We start from the raw sequence: 15,511 nt of genomic DNA on the forward strand, positions 1-15,511 counted from the left end.
TGGTTATAACTTCAATCGCAGTGAGGAATAAATTTGGGGCCTTGATGCCTTCCTGTGGGAGCGGGCGAGCCCGCGAAGCATCCACTGCGATGGATGCCACCGGCTTCGCCGGTGTTCGCGGGCGTGCCCGCTCCCACAAGGGGCCTGCGTTAGCCAGCCACCAGCACGCGAATGGCTTCCAGGCGCAGGGCGGCTTTATCCAGCATCGCCAGGCCATCTTCGCGTTGCTTGCGCAGGGCGTCGATTTCGCTGTCACGTACGCTCGGGTTGACCGCTTGCAACGCTACCAGGCGCGCCAACTCCTCGTCAGCCTCGGCTGCCAGGCGGCGCTGGGCTTCGGCCACGCGCTCAATGTGGGTTGGCAGAATCTTCTCTTCGCCGCCACTGATACGCTTGGCCAGCACATCGCGCTGGGCCTGGACGAACTTGTTGGCGCTGGCGCGCGGTACGCTCTCGAGCTGGTCGTTCAGGGTTTCGAAGGCCACGCGTGACGCCAGGTCGTTGCCGTTGGCATCGAGCAGGCAGCGCAGTGCCGCCGGCGGCAGGTAGCGGCCCAGTTGCAGGCTGCGGGGTGCCACCACCTCGCTGACGAACAGCAGTTCGAGCAGTACAGTGCCTGGTTTGAGCGCTTTGTTCTTGATCAACGCCACGGCGGTGTTGCCCATCGAGCCTGACAGCACCAGATCCATGCCGCCCTGCACCATCGGGTGCTCCCAGGTAAGGAACTGCATGTCCTCGCGCGACAGCGCCTGGCCACGGTCGTAGGTGATGGTCACACCTTCATCGTCGCCCAGCGGGAAGCTGGCATCCAGCATCTTCTCGCTCGGCTTGAGGATCAGTGCGTTCTCCGAATGGTCTTCGCTGTCGATGCCGAAGGCGTCGAACAGGGTTTCCATGTAGATCGGCAGGGCAAACTGGTCGTCCTGTTCGAGAATGGCCTCGACCAGCGCCTGACCTTCGCCGGCACCGCCGGAGTTGAGCTCCAGCAGACGGTCACGGCCAGTGTGCAGTTCGGCTTCCAGTCGCTCGCGCTCGCCGCGGGCGTCGGCCACCAGGGTATCCCAGGCCTTGTGATCGCCGCCTTCGAGCAGCGGCAGCAGGCGCGGGCCAAACTGGTGCTGCAGGGCATTGCCGGTGGGGCAGGTGTTGAGGAAGGCGTTGAGGCCTTCGTGGTACCACTGGAACAGGCGCTCTTGCGGGCTGTCCTGCAGGTACGGGATGTGCAACTGGATAGTGTGCTTTTGGCCGATCCGGTCAAGGCGGCCGATGCGCTGCTCGAGCAGATCGGGGTGCGCTGGCAGGTCGAACATCACCAGGTGATGGGCGAACTGGAAGTTGCGGCCTTCGCTGCCGATTTCCGAGCAGATCAGTACCTGGGCGCCGAACTCTTCATCGGCAAAGTAGGCAGCGGCGCGGTCGCGCTCAAGGATGCTCATGCCTTCATGGAACACCGAGGCCGGGATGCCGGAGCGCACGCGCAGGGCATCCTCCAGGTCCATGGCGGTTTCGGCGTGGGCGCAGATCACCAACACTTTGGTGCGTTTGAGCATCTTCAGGGTGTCGATCAACCAGTCGACACGCGGGTCGAAACGCCACCAGCGCTCGTCATCCGCTACTTCACCCTGGGCCTGGAAGGCGACTTCCGGGTACAGCTCGGCGTGCTCGCCGGCTGGCAGGTCGCGGTACTGCTCGGGCGTGGCCAGCGGGTAGGGGTGCAACTGGCGCTCGGGGAAACCCTGAATCGCCGCACGGGTATTACGGAACAGTACGCGGCCGGTGCCGTGGCGATCCAGCAACTCGCGAATCAACCGCGCGCTGGCCTGGGTGTCGCCGTCGCTGACCGCAGCCAGCAGGGCTTCGCCTTCGGCACCCAGGAAGCCCTGGATGGTGGCGTGGGCCTTGGGCGACAGGCGGCCCTCGTCGAGCAGTTCCTGCACCGCCTCGGCTACCGGGCGGTAGTGCTCGCTCTCGGCGCGGAAAGCGGCCAGGTCGTGAAAGCGGTTGGGATCGAGCAGGCGCAGGCGGGCGAAGTGGCTGTCCTGGCCAAGCTGCTCGGGGGTGGCGGTGAGCAGCAGTACGCCCGGGATCACTTGGGCCAGTTGCTCGACCAGGCCGTATTCGGCGCTGACCTGGTCTTCGTGCCAGACCAGGTGGTGGGCTTCGTCGACTACCAGCAGGTCCCAGCCAGCGGCAAACAGCGCGTCCTGGGCCTTTTCGTCGTCGACCAGCCACTCCAGAGCAACCAACGCCAGTTGGGCGTCCTCGAACGGGTTGCTGGCGTCGCTTTCGATGAAGCGCTCGGCGTCGAACAGCGCCACTTGCAGATTGAAGCGCCGGCGCATTTCCACCAGCCACTGGTGCTGGAGGTTTTCCGGCACCAGGATCAGTACGCGGCTGGCGCGACCCGACAGCAACTGGCGGTGAATGACCAGGCCGGCTTCGATGGTTTTGCCCAGGCCCACTTCGTCGGCCAGCAGAACGCGCGGGGCGCTGCGGTCGGCGACTTCGCGGGCGATGTGCAGTTGGTGGGCGATGGGCTGTGCGCGGCAGCCGCCCAAACCCCACAGTGCCGACTGCATCTGCTTGCTGGTGTGCTGCAGGGTGTTGTAGCGCAGGCTGAACCACGACAGTGGGTCTATTTGCCCGGCGAACAGGCGGTCGCTGGCCAAGCGGAACTGAATGAAATTCGACAACTGGGTTTCGGGCAAGGTGCGGGGCTGGTTCTGCCCGTCCAGGCCGTGGTAGACCATCAGCCCGTCGATGTCCTCGACCTCGCGCACTGTCAGCTTCCAGCCCTCGAAGTGGGTGATCTGGTCACCTGGCGAGAAGCGCACGCGGGTCAGCGGCGCGTTGCGCAGGGAATACTGGCGGGTGTCGCCAGTGGCCGGGTAGAGCACGGTCAACAGGCGGCCATCCTGCGCCAGGATGGTACCCAGGCCGAGCTCTGCTTCGCTGTCGCTGATCCAGCGTTGCCCCGGTTGATACTGCTGCGCCATACTGCCTGAACTCCCGCGGTGAAAAAGCCGATTATGTTAACGGATCGGCCGATCAGACCAAAGTGCCGATAGCACCGAAAGGTATCGAAAGGCACAGTCTAGTCGTTTCATCGCTCTGCACAGGGTCGCCGACGAGGGCTCCGGATCAACATGTCTGCCAAGCACCGCTGGATCAGCGCTTCGATAGCCGTAGGCAGCCTGGTGCTGCTGAGCGCCTGTGAGCAGAAAAACTTTGAGACATTGCCCCCCATCCCGATGGAGCAGCTTGAGGTGCTGGGCGTGCAGACGCCGATAAAGAGTGTGCACTTTCGTGACGTTGATGGAGAAGGGCTGCTGGTTCTGAGCCGCAGCGATGGCCAGGCCAGCGACCTTGAAAGCGAACAGGAAGTGGACAGGGTGGTGCTCAAGGCCACCTTGTACGGGCGCACGGCCGAGAACGACACCTTCAAGGCGCGCTGGCAGATCGAGCAGGAAACCACCTGCCCGGGGCTGGACCTGGACGTGGACTTCTATAATGACGTCAGTGATGTCAGCGACCTGAACAAGAATGGCGTGGCCGAGGTAACGGTGGCCAGCCATGCGTTCTGCGGCGGCGGTATCGACCCGCATGATATCGCCATCGAGATGCGTGAAGGGCAGGCCATTTACACCATTACCGGCCAGTCGCTGATCACCCCGGCGGGGGAGGAACCGGTCGGTGGTGAGCGCGAGGACAGCGCTTCGCTGAAGGCCGCGCCGCAGGTATTGCGCGATCATATGGATGCAGTTTGGCAGCAGGTGTACAAGCGGCCCTGGAGCGAGGCCAGCCCGCCAGGCGACGACGACCCTGGTGACGAAGCCGAGTAAATGTTGCCCATGACATCAAGGTAAAGCTGCGCCTGCCGATACAGGGGCATAGGAGAACGTCCATGCTGCCGCCGATCATTCCGCTCAGTGCCGCCCCGGTCACCTCGCAACAGGACCCGGTCAAACCAACCCCTGACATCAAACCGGTGGTGCCGGCGCAGCCTGCATCCGGCGAAAGTGCCATTGACCTCAAGCGCCAGCGCGACCCGCAAGAGCAGGTATTGTTGCTGCGCGACGAACAGCGCCGCCAGCAGCAACGCCGGCAAAAGGGCGAGCACGAGCGCTACGATGCCGTCCCGGGTGACGAGGTCAATGCCGACAACACGGTGCCGGTAGCGCCATTGATGGGCGAGCATGTACGCCAAGGGCTGCTGGTGGACATCGAAGTCTGATAAGGGGGCTGGTCAGCGCCTGCGCCTGGCTTCATCATGCAATTCTCTGTTGATCGTCGAGCCCCCCATGAGCCAAGACAACCTCATCGATTTCGAGGCCGAACGCGCCAAGCGCGTCCACGACCTCAAGGAAAAGCGGCTGAACGAAATGCGCAATGCTTTCGAGCAGGCCCTGCCATTGAGTACCACCAAGAAAAAGAAGCCCAAGGGCAAGCCGAAGAAGCGTTGAAACTTGACGCAGGTCAACCCTGCGCCCCCCTCGTGTGCCCGGCCCCGGGCGCCATTGACTCTGATCAATTTTTCGCGCCTCCACATTGGTTAACTTGCACCCATCGGACAACGGCAAACGAATGGGGAGGCCAGCATGTTCTTCGACAATGTGGTTATCGCCGGTGTGGTAACGGTCGGGTTGATGGTTGCCTTCTTTGCCGGTCTGGGCATTTTCATCTGGAAGGACTCGAACAAGCGCAAGCCGCGCTGACCTTCCGGGTATACGAGCACGCAAGGCATTTAGGGCGACTTCGGTCGCCCATTTTTTTGCCTGCATTTTTTATATTGCCCGAGCCGGCCCCTTTTGCAGCGGCGGCGAATCTGCAACCGGATAAACATGATTAGCTAGCTAATTAATCGTTTCCGCTTTATTCTGGCCACCATTGTCTATCTTTTCAGTAAGACCATTCCCCGCAAGGTCCGCCTCGTGCCCATCACCTTTCAGGCCCTGTTCGCTCCCAGCAGCCTCGCTCTCAAGTTTGCCATCAAGACCCTGCTCGGTGGCGGCCTGGCGTTGTGGCTGGCAATGCGCTGGGGGCTGGAGCAACCCTCCTGGGCATTGATGACTGCTTTCATCGTCGCCCAGCCGCTATCGGGCATGGTGGTGCAGAAAGGCTTGGCGCGGTTGGCCGGCACGTTGGTCGGCACAGTCATGTCGGTGCTGTTCATCGGCCTGTTCGCCCAGACCCCCTGGCTGTTTTTGCTTACCTTGGCGCTGTGGCTGGCCCTGTGTACCGCCGCGTCCACCCAGTTGCGCAGCGCCTGGGCCTATGCTTTCGTGCTGGCCGGCTACACCGCAGCGATCATCGCACTGCCGGCAATCGACCATCCACTGCAGGTATTCGACCAGGCCGTGGCTCGCTGTACCGAGATCTGCCTGGGTATTTTCTGCGCAACAGCCAGCAGCGCCTTGCTCTGGCCCATGCGGGTCGAGCAGCAACTGGGCGGGCAGGCGCGGCAGGCCTGGCAGAACGGCCTGCAGGCCGCCAGAGCCATGCTGGGCGGAGAGGACGAGGCGCGCAAAGGCCTGCTGGAAAGCCTGGGACGCATCGTCGCCATCGACAGCCAACGTGAACATGCCTGGTTCGAGGGCAATCGCGGGCGCCAACGTGCCCGTGCCATTCGTGGCCTTAGCCAGAAACTGATGGTGCTGCTGCGGATTTCCCGTTCGGTGCGCCGCCAGTGGCGGCAACTGGATGAGCGTGAGGTCGAGCACCTGACGCCCTGGTTGCAGGAAGTGCGTGCGCTGCTGGATCAACCCGACCAGCCCAGCCTGTTGTTGTTGCGTCAGCGTATCTGGGATGCCGCACACGATGAGCAGATCAGTTCGGCGGAACACTTCTGCCTGGCGCGCATGGCCCTGCTGCTGGACTATGCCATGGCCGCCACCCAAGCACTTGAGGATGTGGAGGTGGGCAGGGCGCCCAAGGACGTGTCCCAGGGGCTGGCCGCGCACCGTGACTGGTCGCTGGCCTTGCTGTTCGGCTCGCGCAGCGCGCTGGCCTTTTTGGTAATGAGTGGCTTCTGGCTGGCCACGGCCTGGCCTTCTGCCCCGGGTGGATTGATATTGACCTGCGTGGTCTGCAGCCTGTTCGCCAGTCGCGAGAACGGCGCACAGATCGGCCTGAGCTTCCTGCGCGGGATATTCCTGGCGGTACCGGCGGCGTTTCTGGTCGGGCAGATCATACTGCCGCAATGGAGCAGTTTCGCCATGCTCTGCCTGGGCATGGGCGTGCCGCTGTTTCTAGGTGCACTGGGTATGGCCCATCCGCGTACCGGGGCTACGGCCACTTCCTATTGTCTGCACTTCATTGTGCTGGTGTCGCCGCTCAACGCCATGCAGTTCGGCGTGGCGACCATGCTGAACAGTGCACTGGCCATGCTGGTGGGGGTGTCGGCAGCGGTCATGGCCTTCCGCTTACTGGTGTTCCGCCACCCGGCCTGGCTGGGCCGGCGCTTGCGTACTGCAACGCAGAACGACCTGGTGCGCTTGACTCGGCGCGATCTGCGCGGGGCTGACAGCTGGTTTGGCGGGCGCATGGCTGACCGGCTGATGCAACTGGCGCGGCATGCCAGTGAATTACCGGAAGGTGAACGCAAACGCTGGGATGACGGCCTACACGGGCTGGATATCGGCGACGAACTGGTGCACCTGCGCATGTGCCTGGCGGTCGCCCAGGCCCCTTTGGGGCCGGCCGAGCGCGAGTACCTTCAACAAGTGGAGGCAGTGTTGGCCAAAGGGCCGGCTGCCGGGCGTGGGCAGCGGCTGGATGCTGCCAGTGAGCAGTTCATTGCAGCGTTGCGTCGGCTGCCAGCCAGCGACCCGCTGCGGCTGGCCGAGGGGGCGGTGCTGCAATTGCAGAAGAGCTGGGGCAAATGGTGCCGCTGGCAGGAGGACACCCATGGGTTTGCGTGAGTGGGAAGTGGGCGGTGTGCTGCTCAGCCCGTTTCTGCTTTATGTCTTGTTGGCGCTGCTGCTCACCGGCCTGCTGCGCCTGGTGGTGCATGCCACGCCGTTGGGGCGCTGGATCTGGCATGAGGCGCTGTTCGACGCGGCGCTGTTCGTTTGTGTGTTGTTCCTGGTGGTACGCCTGCTGGGAACTTTATAAAGGAGTGTTTCGATGCGTGCGGCCGTACGTACTCTGGTGACCCTGTGTGTGGTGGCCCTGGCCGTGTTGGCCGGCTACCAGCTGTGGCAGTACTACATGCTCACCCCATGGACGCGCGATGCCCGTGTGCGCGCCGATGTGGTGGTGATAGCGCCTGATGTGTCTGGCTGGGTACGCGAGCTGAAGGTCCATGACAACCAGCAGGTCAAGGCTGGCGACCTGTTGATGAGTATTGACCGCGAGCGCTTCCAGGCCGCGTTCGATCAGGCTAGCGCGGTGACCGAGACCCGCGCCCAGCAACTGCGCTTGCGCGAGCGTGAAGCAGCCCGGCGTACTGCCCTGGGGCCAGAGGCGATCAGTGCCGAGTTGCGTGAAAACGCCCAGATCAATGCTGCCATCGCCCGTGGCGAGTTGCATGAAGCCGAGGCGCAGTTGCAGGTGGCCAAGATCAACCTGGCGCGCAGTGAAGTGCGGGCCCCGCGCAGCGGGCATATCACCAATTTGCGTCTGGCCGAAGGCAACTATGTGAACACCGGGGAATCGGTGATGGCGCTGGTGGATGATTCGACGTTCTACATCCAGGCCTATTTCGAGGAAACCAAGCTGCCGCGTATTCGCGTAGGGGACACCGTGAAAGTGTGGCTGATGGGTGCGGGTGAACCGATGCAGGGGCACGTGGAAAGCATCAGCCGCGGCATCACCGACCGCAACAGCAATCCGGACAGCCAGTTGCTGCCGGAGGTAGAGCCGACTTTCAACTGGGTGCGGCTGGCCCAGCGCATACCGGTGAGGATTCGCCTGGACCAGGTACCGGAAGGGCTGACCTTGAGTGCGGGGATGACGGCGAGTGTGCAGGTGCACGAGGACCGCGACCCGCAGTGATGGTGCTGCCTCAATAGACAGAAATGAAATTTTTGAAGCGGTACAGCCTGGTCGTGTGGAGAAGGCAGTACCGCTTGAGTTCGCCGACGACGTTGGGCAAACACGAAAAACTTGGCGCACGGCCCGCCAGTTGCGTTAGGCTGCCGCTGTGAGTTGCCCGACAGAGGCAACCCTTCTCCCGCCAGGCGTGCGTATCTTCCGATTTCATTGCGAGGTTACGTCATGGCCATCACTTCCCAAGATATCTGCAACGCCGCCGATCAGCTAAAGGGCTTTGTCGGTTTTCACGGCAAGCGCGGTGTTCATATCGTGCGTTTCTCTGAGGACGCGTTCGGCATGGACGTGGCCGACGCCAGTATCACCCCCTGCAGCGAGTTTGTCTGGCGGCCTGAAGGAGGACAGCGCATGGCGCTGTGCCGCGAACGGCTTTCGCTGTTGCTGAATCTGCATGTGGATGAACGCTTGAACATCGGTGAACCGCTGCGCGCCTACCTGCGCCGGTGTGATCTGCCCGAGATCGTGGCGCAGCGCAGCCTGCAGCAGCACACCCGGTCTGTGTCGGAGTAGCACAAGGCTGCTTCTGCTAGGGCTGTGCTGTGCTTTGGGATGTTTGGTGCAACAACGCCGCCAACCCTGCGCTATCCAGTGGCCTGCTCAGGTAATAGCCTTGCACTTCATGGCAGCGGTCCTTTTCCAGCGCCTTGAGTTGATGTTCGCTTTCCACGCCTTCGGCTGTCACTGTCAGCCCCATCGCCTCGCCCAGGTTGATGATGGCCTGGACCACTGCGCGGTCGCTGCCGCTGTTGCTGTTCAGGCCGCTGATGAAGCGCTTGTCGATCTTGATACTGTCGAACGGGTAGGTACGCAGGTAGCCCAGCGAAGAATAGCCAGTGCCGAAATCATCCATGTTCAGGCGCACGCCGAGCTCCTTGAGCGACAGCATGGTGCCTAGCGCCCCTTCGATGTCATTGAGCATTACGTTCTCGGTAATTTCCAGTTCCAACCGTTGGGCGGGGAAGGCCGTGTCGAGCAAGGTTTCGCGTACGTCGGCTACCACATCGCTGCGCAAGAACTGCGCAGGCGACAGGTTGACCGAAACCAGCACATCGGCCGGCCAGTCAAGGGCAGTGCGGCAAGCTTCGCGCAGCACCCAGCGGCCCAGCGCAACAATGATGTCGCTCTGCTCGGCCAACGGGATGAAGGTGTCCGGCCCCAGCAACCCTTCCTGTGGGTGCTGCCAGCGCACCAAGGCCTCGACTGCGACGATACGCAGGTCCTCGAGGCGATAGCGCGGCTGGTAATGCAACTCGAACTCCTGATTGCGCAGGGCCCGGCGCAGGTCGTTCTCCAGCTGGCGACGGTACTGGATCTGCTGGTTCATTTCGGCAACGAAGTAACGCCATGTGCTCTTTCCATCGGCCTTGGCCTGGTAAAGGGCGATGTCGGCGCAGCGGATCAGCTCGCCTGCATCGAAGCCCTGGTTACGCGTCTGGGCAATGCCAATGCTGGCACCAATGTGCAGAGGCTGGCTGTCGAAGACGATGGGCTGCTGCAGCAGGCTGATCAGGCGCGCACAGAAGCGGTCGATCTCGCTGCTGTTGTCCATGCCGTTGAGTACCAGGATGAACTCGTCGCCGCCCAGACGCGCGACCAGGTCGCCATCGCGGGTGGTGTCACGCAGGCGCGTTGCCACTTCTTGCAGCACGGCATCTCCGGCGGCATGACCGAGCGAGTCGTTGATCGGCTTGAAGTTGTCCAGGTCCAGCAGCAACAAGGTCAGCGGCGGCGAATCACTGCCGCGCAGCAAGGCCTGCTCCAAATGCCTGGCGAGCTTGTTACGGTTGGCCAGCCCGGTCAGTGGGTCGTGCAGCGAAAGGTGCTGGATGCGCGCGTGGGCATCGACTTCGTCGGTGATATCGCTGGCGGTACCCCGAAAACCGATGGCCTTGCCATTGCGCCAGATAGCACGGGCGGATATCCGGCAGTAGCGGTTCTGGCCATTCTGGTCGCGGTAAGTGCAGCGCAGGTTGGCCAATTGCTGCGGGTCTGCGGTAGCCAGGGTGTCCAGCCAAGGTGACAGCGGCGTGGTATCGCAGGCCAGCAATTGGTTGAGCGGGTGACCCAGCCAGCCGTCTACCGGGTAGCCGGTGACGTTGGCGAAGCGCTGCGACAGGTAAGTCAGGCGTTGTTGCCGGTCGGTCTCCCAGATCCAGTCGGACGCCGACTCGGCCACCGCGCGGAAACGCTGTTCGCTGGCCTCCAGGGCCTGGTTACTCTGTTGCAGGTGCACGAGCGTGAGGCCGATCGCTCGGGAACTGCGCAAGGCATGGCGAAACAGGTACAGCATCACCAGCCCAAGTATCAGCAGTGCGCCCAATAGTGTCGGCAACACTGCCCACAACAGTTGACGCCCCGGCAGCGGGCTGTTCCAGGTCAGATGGTAACCGGTTTCGCCCAGCTCTATACGCAGGTGGCTGTGATCCTGCATATCCTCCTTTTCCACGTGCATGCCGGTCAGGCCAGCGCCGTTGCCCAACTGCGCCAGTTTGCTTTCGGTGAGCTGATCAATGAACAGCATCACTGGCGCTTGGCTCACCTCGCTGTCGGTTACCTCCCGGTCCGGGCGCACAGCAGCTGCACTGAGTGCCGCCGGCCAGCCATTGAACAATACGAAACGGGTGACCTGCTCGCGTGAAGTTGCCGCCGCGCGGGCCTGTTCGATGATCGGCTGTAGGGGGGTATCTATATAGGTGTTGGCACCTGCCTGGCTGGGCTGGCCTTTGAACAAGGCATAGGTGGTGCGGCCGTTTTCCACTACGAACACCCCTTCGTAGCCGCTGGCGCTGTACAACGACTCGCCTATGTTCTTTTCCTCGTAGGCCCATTGCCAGTCGACTTGGCCCGCCAGGTGCTCGAAGGCTGCATCCCATACGGCATAGCTGGACAGAAACTGGCGCGAGGCGAGCAGCCGTTGTTCCAGCGCCTGGTTCGCATGGAAGGCGCTACGCTGGCGTTCCTGCTGGTCGAGCGTGGTAGCGATATTGAACAGAGCGCCGAGAATGACCAGGCAGGCCAGGCCGAACACTGCGCTGAAACCGGTAATAAGGTGGCGCACCTGAAAGCGTGGTGTGGGGCTAGCGGGTGGAAGCTTGGCGGTCCTGGCCATGCGCGAGCGGCTCCTTCAGGCAACCTCCCGCCAGGCAGTCAGGAAGGAGGTTCAATCAGGATAGGCCAGCCTGAGCGCGGCAGCTTGACCGCGGGCAAAATTGACCTGATCGCGGCCAGCGTGCTTGGCGATATACAGCGCCTTGTCCGCCTGTTCGAGCCAATGCTCGGGGGACTCAAGGTTGGCTTCGAAGGGAGACAGGCCGATACTCAGGCTGATGCGCAGGTGCGGTAGCTGCGGGTTGCGGTAGCTGGAAACCCGTTCGCGCAGGCGCTCCATGGCTTGGCAGGCCTGAGCTTGGCTGGTTTCGGGCAGGATCACACAGAACTCGTCGCCGCCGTATCGTCCGGCCTGGTCGCCCTCGCGCAGGCTTCGCCGCAGCTCAGCGCTGATCTGGCGCAGTACACAGTCACCGACCACATGACCGAAGGTGTCGTTGATGGTCTTGAAGTGATCGATGTCGATCAGGGCAATCACCGCGTGCCCCTGTTGCTGCTTGCAAACCTGGAACTTCAGCAGCAGCAGGTCCTTCCAGGCGCCGTGGTTGAACAGCCCGGTCAGGCTGTCGGTGAGGCTCAGGGCGCTCAGTCGGCGCTTGTGGTCGCCCAGCTTTATCGCAAGCTGGTAGCACACCCAGCCCAAGGTCAGCGGGTACAGCGTCAGCATTGGCAGGCACGCATAGACCTGCAGGGGCGTGGCGGTCAATTGCAAGCCAGGGCCAAGCAGCAGGAGAGCGGCGAGCATGCCAGCCAGTTGCGCCAGCCCTCCACGAAAGACCATGCGCTTTCCGCCGGCGGCGACGTTGTTCATCGTCATCATCGACAGTACGGTCACGCTGGGCAGCGGATTGAAGTGCATGGCGGCGGCCCAGAACCCGCCCATCAGCGAGTCCAGCAGGAGGTTACGCTGCTCTGCCTGGTAGGGCGCTGTCGAGCGGGCAGCCCACAGGTAGGCCATGTGCGGCCACAACAAACCGTTGAACAGTACCAGCAGCCACATCCAGGCGGGTGGCGACAGCGGCGCAATGGCCGCCATGACAGTGAACAGGCCGATTCCCAGGCCGACGACACGCGGCAGGTAGATGCGCTTGACGAATGAAAGCCCTTTGCCGTTGCGGTTGTCCATAATGCTCATATTCTTCCGCTGATGTACCGTTCATCGCATAATTCCCATGAATATTGTCGAACAGTGCTTCATCGGCGAGAAATGACCTTGCAAGCCAATTCACGGTTGATTCGATCACCGAGGGGGGCATCAAGGCTTTCCTGTTGCTTGGGGGCGCCTGATGGTTCCTCCTGATGTTGGTCAGCCAGGCTGGACTCACCGGATCGCGTGCAGAGCGGGGGCAGCCCGGCCTGTTAGTCCCGCTGCCAGGGGCAGGAGCGAACCGTAGCGGTGCGCTGAGTATCACTTGCGCTCGTCCGAACTGCGCGGGGGTAGGGCCTCGTCATCGTTTAGAAGCCGCGAGGGTGGTTTGCCACTGTCACTACGCACCTGTGCATGGCTGATCAGGGCGAAGATGAAACTGCCGCCTATGATGTTGCCCGCCAGCGTCGGCAGTGCAAATTCCAGCCAGAAGCGGCTCCAGGTTTCGTCGCCCGCCCACACCAGGTAGGACACTTCGACTGATCCCACCACTATATGAGTGAAATCGCCGAGGGCCATCAGGTAGGTGATCATCAGAACGATCCAGATCTTGGCGTGCTCCATGGAGGGGATCATCCATACCATGGTGGCAATCATCCAGCCTGAGACGATGCCCTTGGCGAACATCTGGCTGATGTCGTTCTTCATTACCTTGCGGCCGACCTCCAGGAAAGCCACATCGGTCTTGCTGTCGAAGATCGGCAGTTCCAGCATCACCCAGGCGACCAGCAGGGTACCTGCCAGGTTGCCAAGTAGCACCACGCCCCAGAGACGTAACAGTCGCCCGAAGTTGGCCAGCGTAGGGGAGGTCATGACGGGCAGCACGGCGGTAAGCGTATTTTCGGTGAACAGTTGCTGCCGGGCCAGGATCACGGCAAGAAAGCCCGCGCTATAGCCGACGCTGGCGATCACGTGGGCACCAGCGCCTTCTGGCAGGCGGGCGTAAAACAGCCCCATGGCCATCAACGACAGCCCCATGGACAGGCCGGCGGCAAGTGCCGACCACCACAACGCGCCAAGTGTACGTTCCAGTTCCTGGTCGCCCTGGTAGCGAATGATCTCGTGCAACAGTGCCGCCCGCGGTGGTTGGCTGTGGCTGACCTCCTGCTCTTCATCTGCCGAGAGGCCGGGGGTTTTCTCGCTTTGCCCATTGCTCATGGCCGCTACGCTCCGTGGTGTGTTTCTTTACAGATCCACTGCGCTTTCATTAGTTGCCAGGTAGGGGCAAAACGTTGACGGAAAAGTTTTTCAGAACAAGGTGTTGACTCTGATTTCAAAGGGCGTATTATTCGCCTCCTCGCAGCGATGAACGCTTCGGGGCAAGCGGTAAGTTGTTGAAGTTGTTGGCTTTCGAAAGAAAGCGCTAGTAAAAACTTCAAAATAAACGCTTGACAGGCTCTGAGGAAAGCGTAGAATGCGCGCCTCGGTTGAGGCGAAAAGCTCTTAACCAAACGCTCTTTAACAAATCGAATCAAGCAATTCGTGTGGGTGCTTGTGAGTACGGACTGATAGTCAAAAAGATTATCAGCATCACAAGTGACCATGCGAGAAATCACATAGTCATTTGAGATTGCTGAGCCAAGTTTAGGGTTTCTTAAAAACCCAAGCAGTATTGAACTGAAGAGTTTGATCATGGCTCAGATTGAACGCTGGCGGCAGGCCTAACACATGCAAGTCGAGCGGATGACGGGAGCTTGCTCCTTGATTCAGCGGCGGACGGGTGAGTAATGCCTAGGAATCTGCCTGGTAGTGGGGGACAACGTTTCGAAAGGAACGCTAATACCGCATACGTCCTACGGGAGAAAGCAGGGGACCTTCGGGCCTTGCGCTATCAGATGAGCCTAGGTCGGATTAGCTAGTTGGTGGGGTAATGGCTCACCAAGGCGACGATCCGTAACTGGTCTGAGAGGATGATCAGTCACACTGGAACTGAGACACGGTCCAGACTCCTACGGGAGGCAGCAGTGGGGAATATTGGACAATGGGCGAAAGCCTGATCCAGCCATGCCGCGTGTGTGAAGAAGGTCTTCGGATTGTAAAGCACTTTAAGTTGGGAGGAAGGGCAGTAAGTTAATACCTTGCTGTTTTGACGTTACCGACAGAATAAGCACCGGCTAACTCTGTGCCAGCAGCCGCGGTAATACAGAGGGTGCAAGCGTTAATCGGAATTACTGGGCGTAAAGCGCGCGTAGGTGGTTTGTTAAGTTGGATGTGAAAGCCCCGGGCTCAACCTGGGAACTGCATCCAAAACTGGCAAGCTAGAGTACGGTAGAGGGTGGTGGAATTTCCTGTGTAGCGGTGAAATGCGTAGATATAGGAAGGAACACCAGTGGCGAAGGCGACCACCTGGACTGATACTGACACTGAGGTGCGAAAGCGTGGGGAGCAAACAGGATTAGATACCCTGGTAGTCCACGCCGTAAACGATGTCAACTAGCCGTTGGAATCCTTGAGATTTTAGTGGCGCAGCTAACGCATTAAGTTGACCGCCTGGGGAGTACGGCCGCAAGGTTAAAACTCAAATGAATTGACGGGGGCCCGCACAAGCGGTGGAGCATGTGGTTTAATTCGAAGCAACGCGAAGAACCTTACCAGGCCTTGACATGCAGAGAACTTTCCAGAGATGGATTGGTGCCTTCGGGAACTCTGACACAGGTGCTGCATGGCTGTCGTCAGCTCGTGTCGTGAGATGTTGGGTTAAGTCCCGTAACGAGCGCAACCCTTGTCCTTAGTTACCAGCACGTAATGGTGGGCACTCTAAGGAGACTGCCGGTGACAAACCGGAGGAAGGTGGGGATGACGTCAAGTCATCATGGCCCTTACGGCCTGGGCTACACACGTGCTACAATGGTCGGTACAGAGGGTTGCCAAGCCGCGAGGTGGAGCTAATCTCACAAAACCGATCGTAGTCCGGATCGCAGTCTGCAACTCGACTGCGTGAAGTCGGAATCGCTAGTAATCGCGAATCAGAATGTCGCGGTGAATACGTTCCCGGGCCTTGTACACACCGCCCGTCACACCATGGGAGTGGGTTGCACCAGAAGTAGCTAGTCTAACCTTCGGGAGGACGGTTACCACGGTGTGATTCATGACTGGGGTGAAGTCGTAACAAGGTAGCCGTAGGGGAACCTGCGGCTGGATCACCTCCTTAATCGACGACATCAGCCTGCTGATGAGCTCCCACACGAATTGCTTGATTCATTG

The 15,511-nt window shown here is 61.1% G+C and carries 12 protein-coding genes and 1 rRNA gene; 9 read left to right on the plus strand and 4 right to left on the minus strand.

Annotated elements, in window-relative coordinates:
• Positions 1–149 precede the first annotated feature (149 nt).
• Positions 150–2,996 (minus strand): RNA polymerase-associated protein RapA, encoded by a 2,847-nt coding sequence (rapA, locus tag QCL51_RS05510; protein ID WP_103470083.1) that lies wholly within the window; start codon positions 2,994–2,996, stop codon positions 150–152.
• Between the two features lie 150 nt (positions 2,997–3,146).
• On the opposite strand from rapA, the gene QCL51_RS05515 reads away from it, so the two are divergent.
• The 8 genes from QCL51_RS05515 to QCL51_RS05550 all read left to right on the plus strand — a co-directional run bounded on the left by QCL51_RS05515 (position 3,147) and on the right by QCL51_RS05550 (position 8,562).
• Positions 3,147–3,842 (plus strand): hypothetical protein, encoded by a 696-nt coding sequence (locus QCL51_RS05515; protein WP_021785849.1) that lies wholly within the window; start codon positions 3,147–3,149, stop codon positions 3,840–3,842.
• 62 nt (positions 3,843–3,904) lie between these two features.
• Positions 3,905–4,234 carry a hypothetical protein gene (locus QCL51_RS05520; protein WP_021785850.1) on the plus strand — a complete coding sequence of 110 codons (330 nt, stop codon included), beginning with the start codon at positions 3,905–3,907 and terminating at the stop codon, positions 4,232–4,234.
• A 67-nt stretch (positions 4,235–4,301) separates the two neighbouring features.
• Positions 4,302–4,463 (plus strand): hypothetical protein, encoded by a 162-nt coding sequence (locus QCL51_RS05525; protein ID WP_021785851.1) that lies wholly within the window; start codon positions 4,302–4,304, stop codon positions 4,461–4,463.
• A 135-nt stretch (positions 4,464–4,598) separates the two neighbouring features.
• A complete protein-coding gene (gene ccoM / locus QCL51_RS05530) occupies positions 4,599–4,715 on the plus strand; it encodes a cytochrome c oxidase subunit CcoM (protein ID WP_003254862.1) in 117 nt (38 codons plus the stop codon).
• A gap of 216 nt (positions 4,716–4,931) precedes the next feature.
• Complete coding sequence (locus QCL51_RS05535) at positions 4,932–6,920, plus strand: FUSC family protein (protein ID WP_338444634.1); 1,989 nt, start codon at positions 4,932–4,934, stop codon at positions 6,918–6,920.
• Positions 6,907–7,113: a DUF1656 domain-containing protein gene (locus tag QCL51_RS05540; protein ID WP_012051433.1), complete on the plus strand. Its 207-nt coding sequence runs from the start codon at positions 6,907–6,909 to the stop codon at positions 7,111–7,113. The genes QCL51_RS05535 and QCL51_RS05540 overlap by 14 nt, the downstream gene beginning before the upstream one ends.
• A 12-nt stretch (positions 7,114–7,125) precedes the next feature.
• Positions 7,126–7,995: an HlyD family secretion protein gene (locus QCL51_RS05545; protein ID WP_021785853.1), complete on the plus strand. Its 870-nt coding sequence runs from the start codon at positions 7,126–7,128 to the stop codon at positions 7,993–7,995.
• 222 nt (positions 7,996–8,217) lie between these two features.
• On the plus strand, positions 8,218–8,562 hold the full coding sequence (locus QCL51_RS05550) for a DUF2025 family protein (RefSeq protein ID WP_103463177.1): 345 nt from the start codon (positions 8,218–8,220) through the stop codon (positions 8,560–8,562).
• A gap of 16 nt (positions 8,563–8,578) precedes the next feature.
• Here the strand turns inward: QCL51_RS05550 and QCL51_RS05555 are convergent, their stop codons facing one another.
• From QCL51_RS05555 to QCL51_RS05565, 3 genes are all read right to left on the minus strand, one after another.
• On the minus strand, positions 8,579–11,161 hold the full coding sequence (locus QCL51_RS05555) for an EAL domain-containing protein (protein WP_338444635.1): 2,583 nt from the start codon (positions 11,159–11,161) through the stop codon (positions 8,579–8,581).
• Positions 11,162–11,212: 51 nt separating this feature from the next.
• A complete protein-coding gene (locus QCL51_RS05560) occupies positions 11,213–12,286 on the minus strand; it encodes a diguanylate cyclase (RefSeq protein WP_338444882.1) in 1,074 nt (357 codons plus the stop codon).
• 282 nt (positions 12,287–12,568) lie between these two features.
• Complete coding sequence (locus QCL51_RS05565) at positions 12,569–13,465, minus strand: formate/nitrite transporter family protein (RefSeq protein ID WP_103463174.1); 897 nt, start codon at positions 13,463–13,465, stop codon at positions 12,569–12,571.
• A 456-nt stretch (positions 13,466–13,921) separates the two neighbouring features.
• Between QCL51_RS05565 and QCL51_RS05570 the strand changes: the two genes are divergently transcribed.
• Positions 13,922–15,458, plus strand: a 16S ribosomal RNA gene (locus QCL51_RS05570).
• Positions 15,459–15,511: the final 53 nt, after the last annotated feature.

Source organism: Pseudomonas sp. LTR0 (genome assembly GCF_036630035.1).
In the GTDB taxonomy this organism is placed as follows: domain Bacteria; phylum Pseudomonadota; class Gammaproteobacteria; order Pseudomonadales; family Pseudomonadaceae; genus Aquipseudomonas; species Aquipseudomonas putida_Y.

Coding starts and splice junctions, on each gene's coding strand:
- QCL51_RS05515 (WP_021785849.1), top strand. CDS start 3,147: ATGTCTGCCAAGCACCGCTGGATCAGCGCTTCGATAGCCGTAGGCAGC.
- QCL51_RS05520 (WP_021785850.1), top strand. CDS start 3,905: ATGCTGCCGCCGATCATTCCGCTCAGTGCCGCCCCGGTCACCTCGCAA.
- QCL51_RS05540 (WP_012051433.1), top strand. CDS start 6,907: ATGGGTTTGCGTGAGTGGGAAGTGGGCGGTGTGCTGCTCAGCCCGTTT.
- QCL51_RS05550 (WP_103463177.1), top strand. CDS start 8,218: ATGGCCATCACTTCCCAAGATATCTGCAACGCCGCCGATCAGCTAAAG.
- ccoM (WP_003254862.1), top strand. CDS start 4,599: ATGTTCTTCGACAATGTGGTTATCGCCGGTGTGGTAACGGTCGGGTTG.
- rapA (WP_103470083.1), bottom strand. CDS start 2,996: ATGGCGCAGCAGTATCAACCGGGGCAACGCTGGATCAGCGACAGCGAA.
- QCL51_RS05555 (WP_338444635.1), bottom strand. CDS start 11,161: ATGGCCAGGACCGCCAAGCTTCCACCCGCTAGCCCCACACCACGCTTT.
- QCL51_RS05545 (WP_021785853.1), top strand. CDS start 7,126: ATGCGTGCGGCCGTACGTACTCTGGTGACCCTGTGTGTGGTGGCCCTG.
- QCL51_RS05565 (WP_103463174.1), bottom strand. CDS start 13,465: ATGAGCAATGGGCAAAGCGAGAAAACCCCCGGCCTCTCGGCAGATGAA.
- QCL51_RS05560 (WP_338444882.1), bottom strand. CDS start 12,286: ATGGACAACCGCAACGGCAAAGGGCTTTCATTCGTCAAGCGCATCTAC.
- QCL51_RS05525 (WP_021785851.1), top strand. CDS start 4,302: ATGAGCCAAGACAACCTCATCGATTTCGAGGCCGAACGCGCCAAGCGC.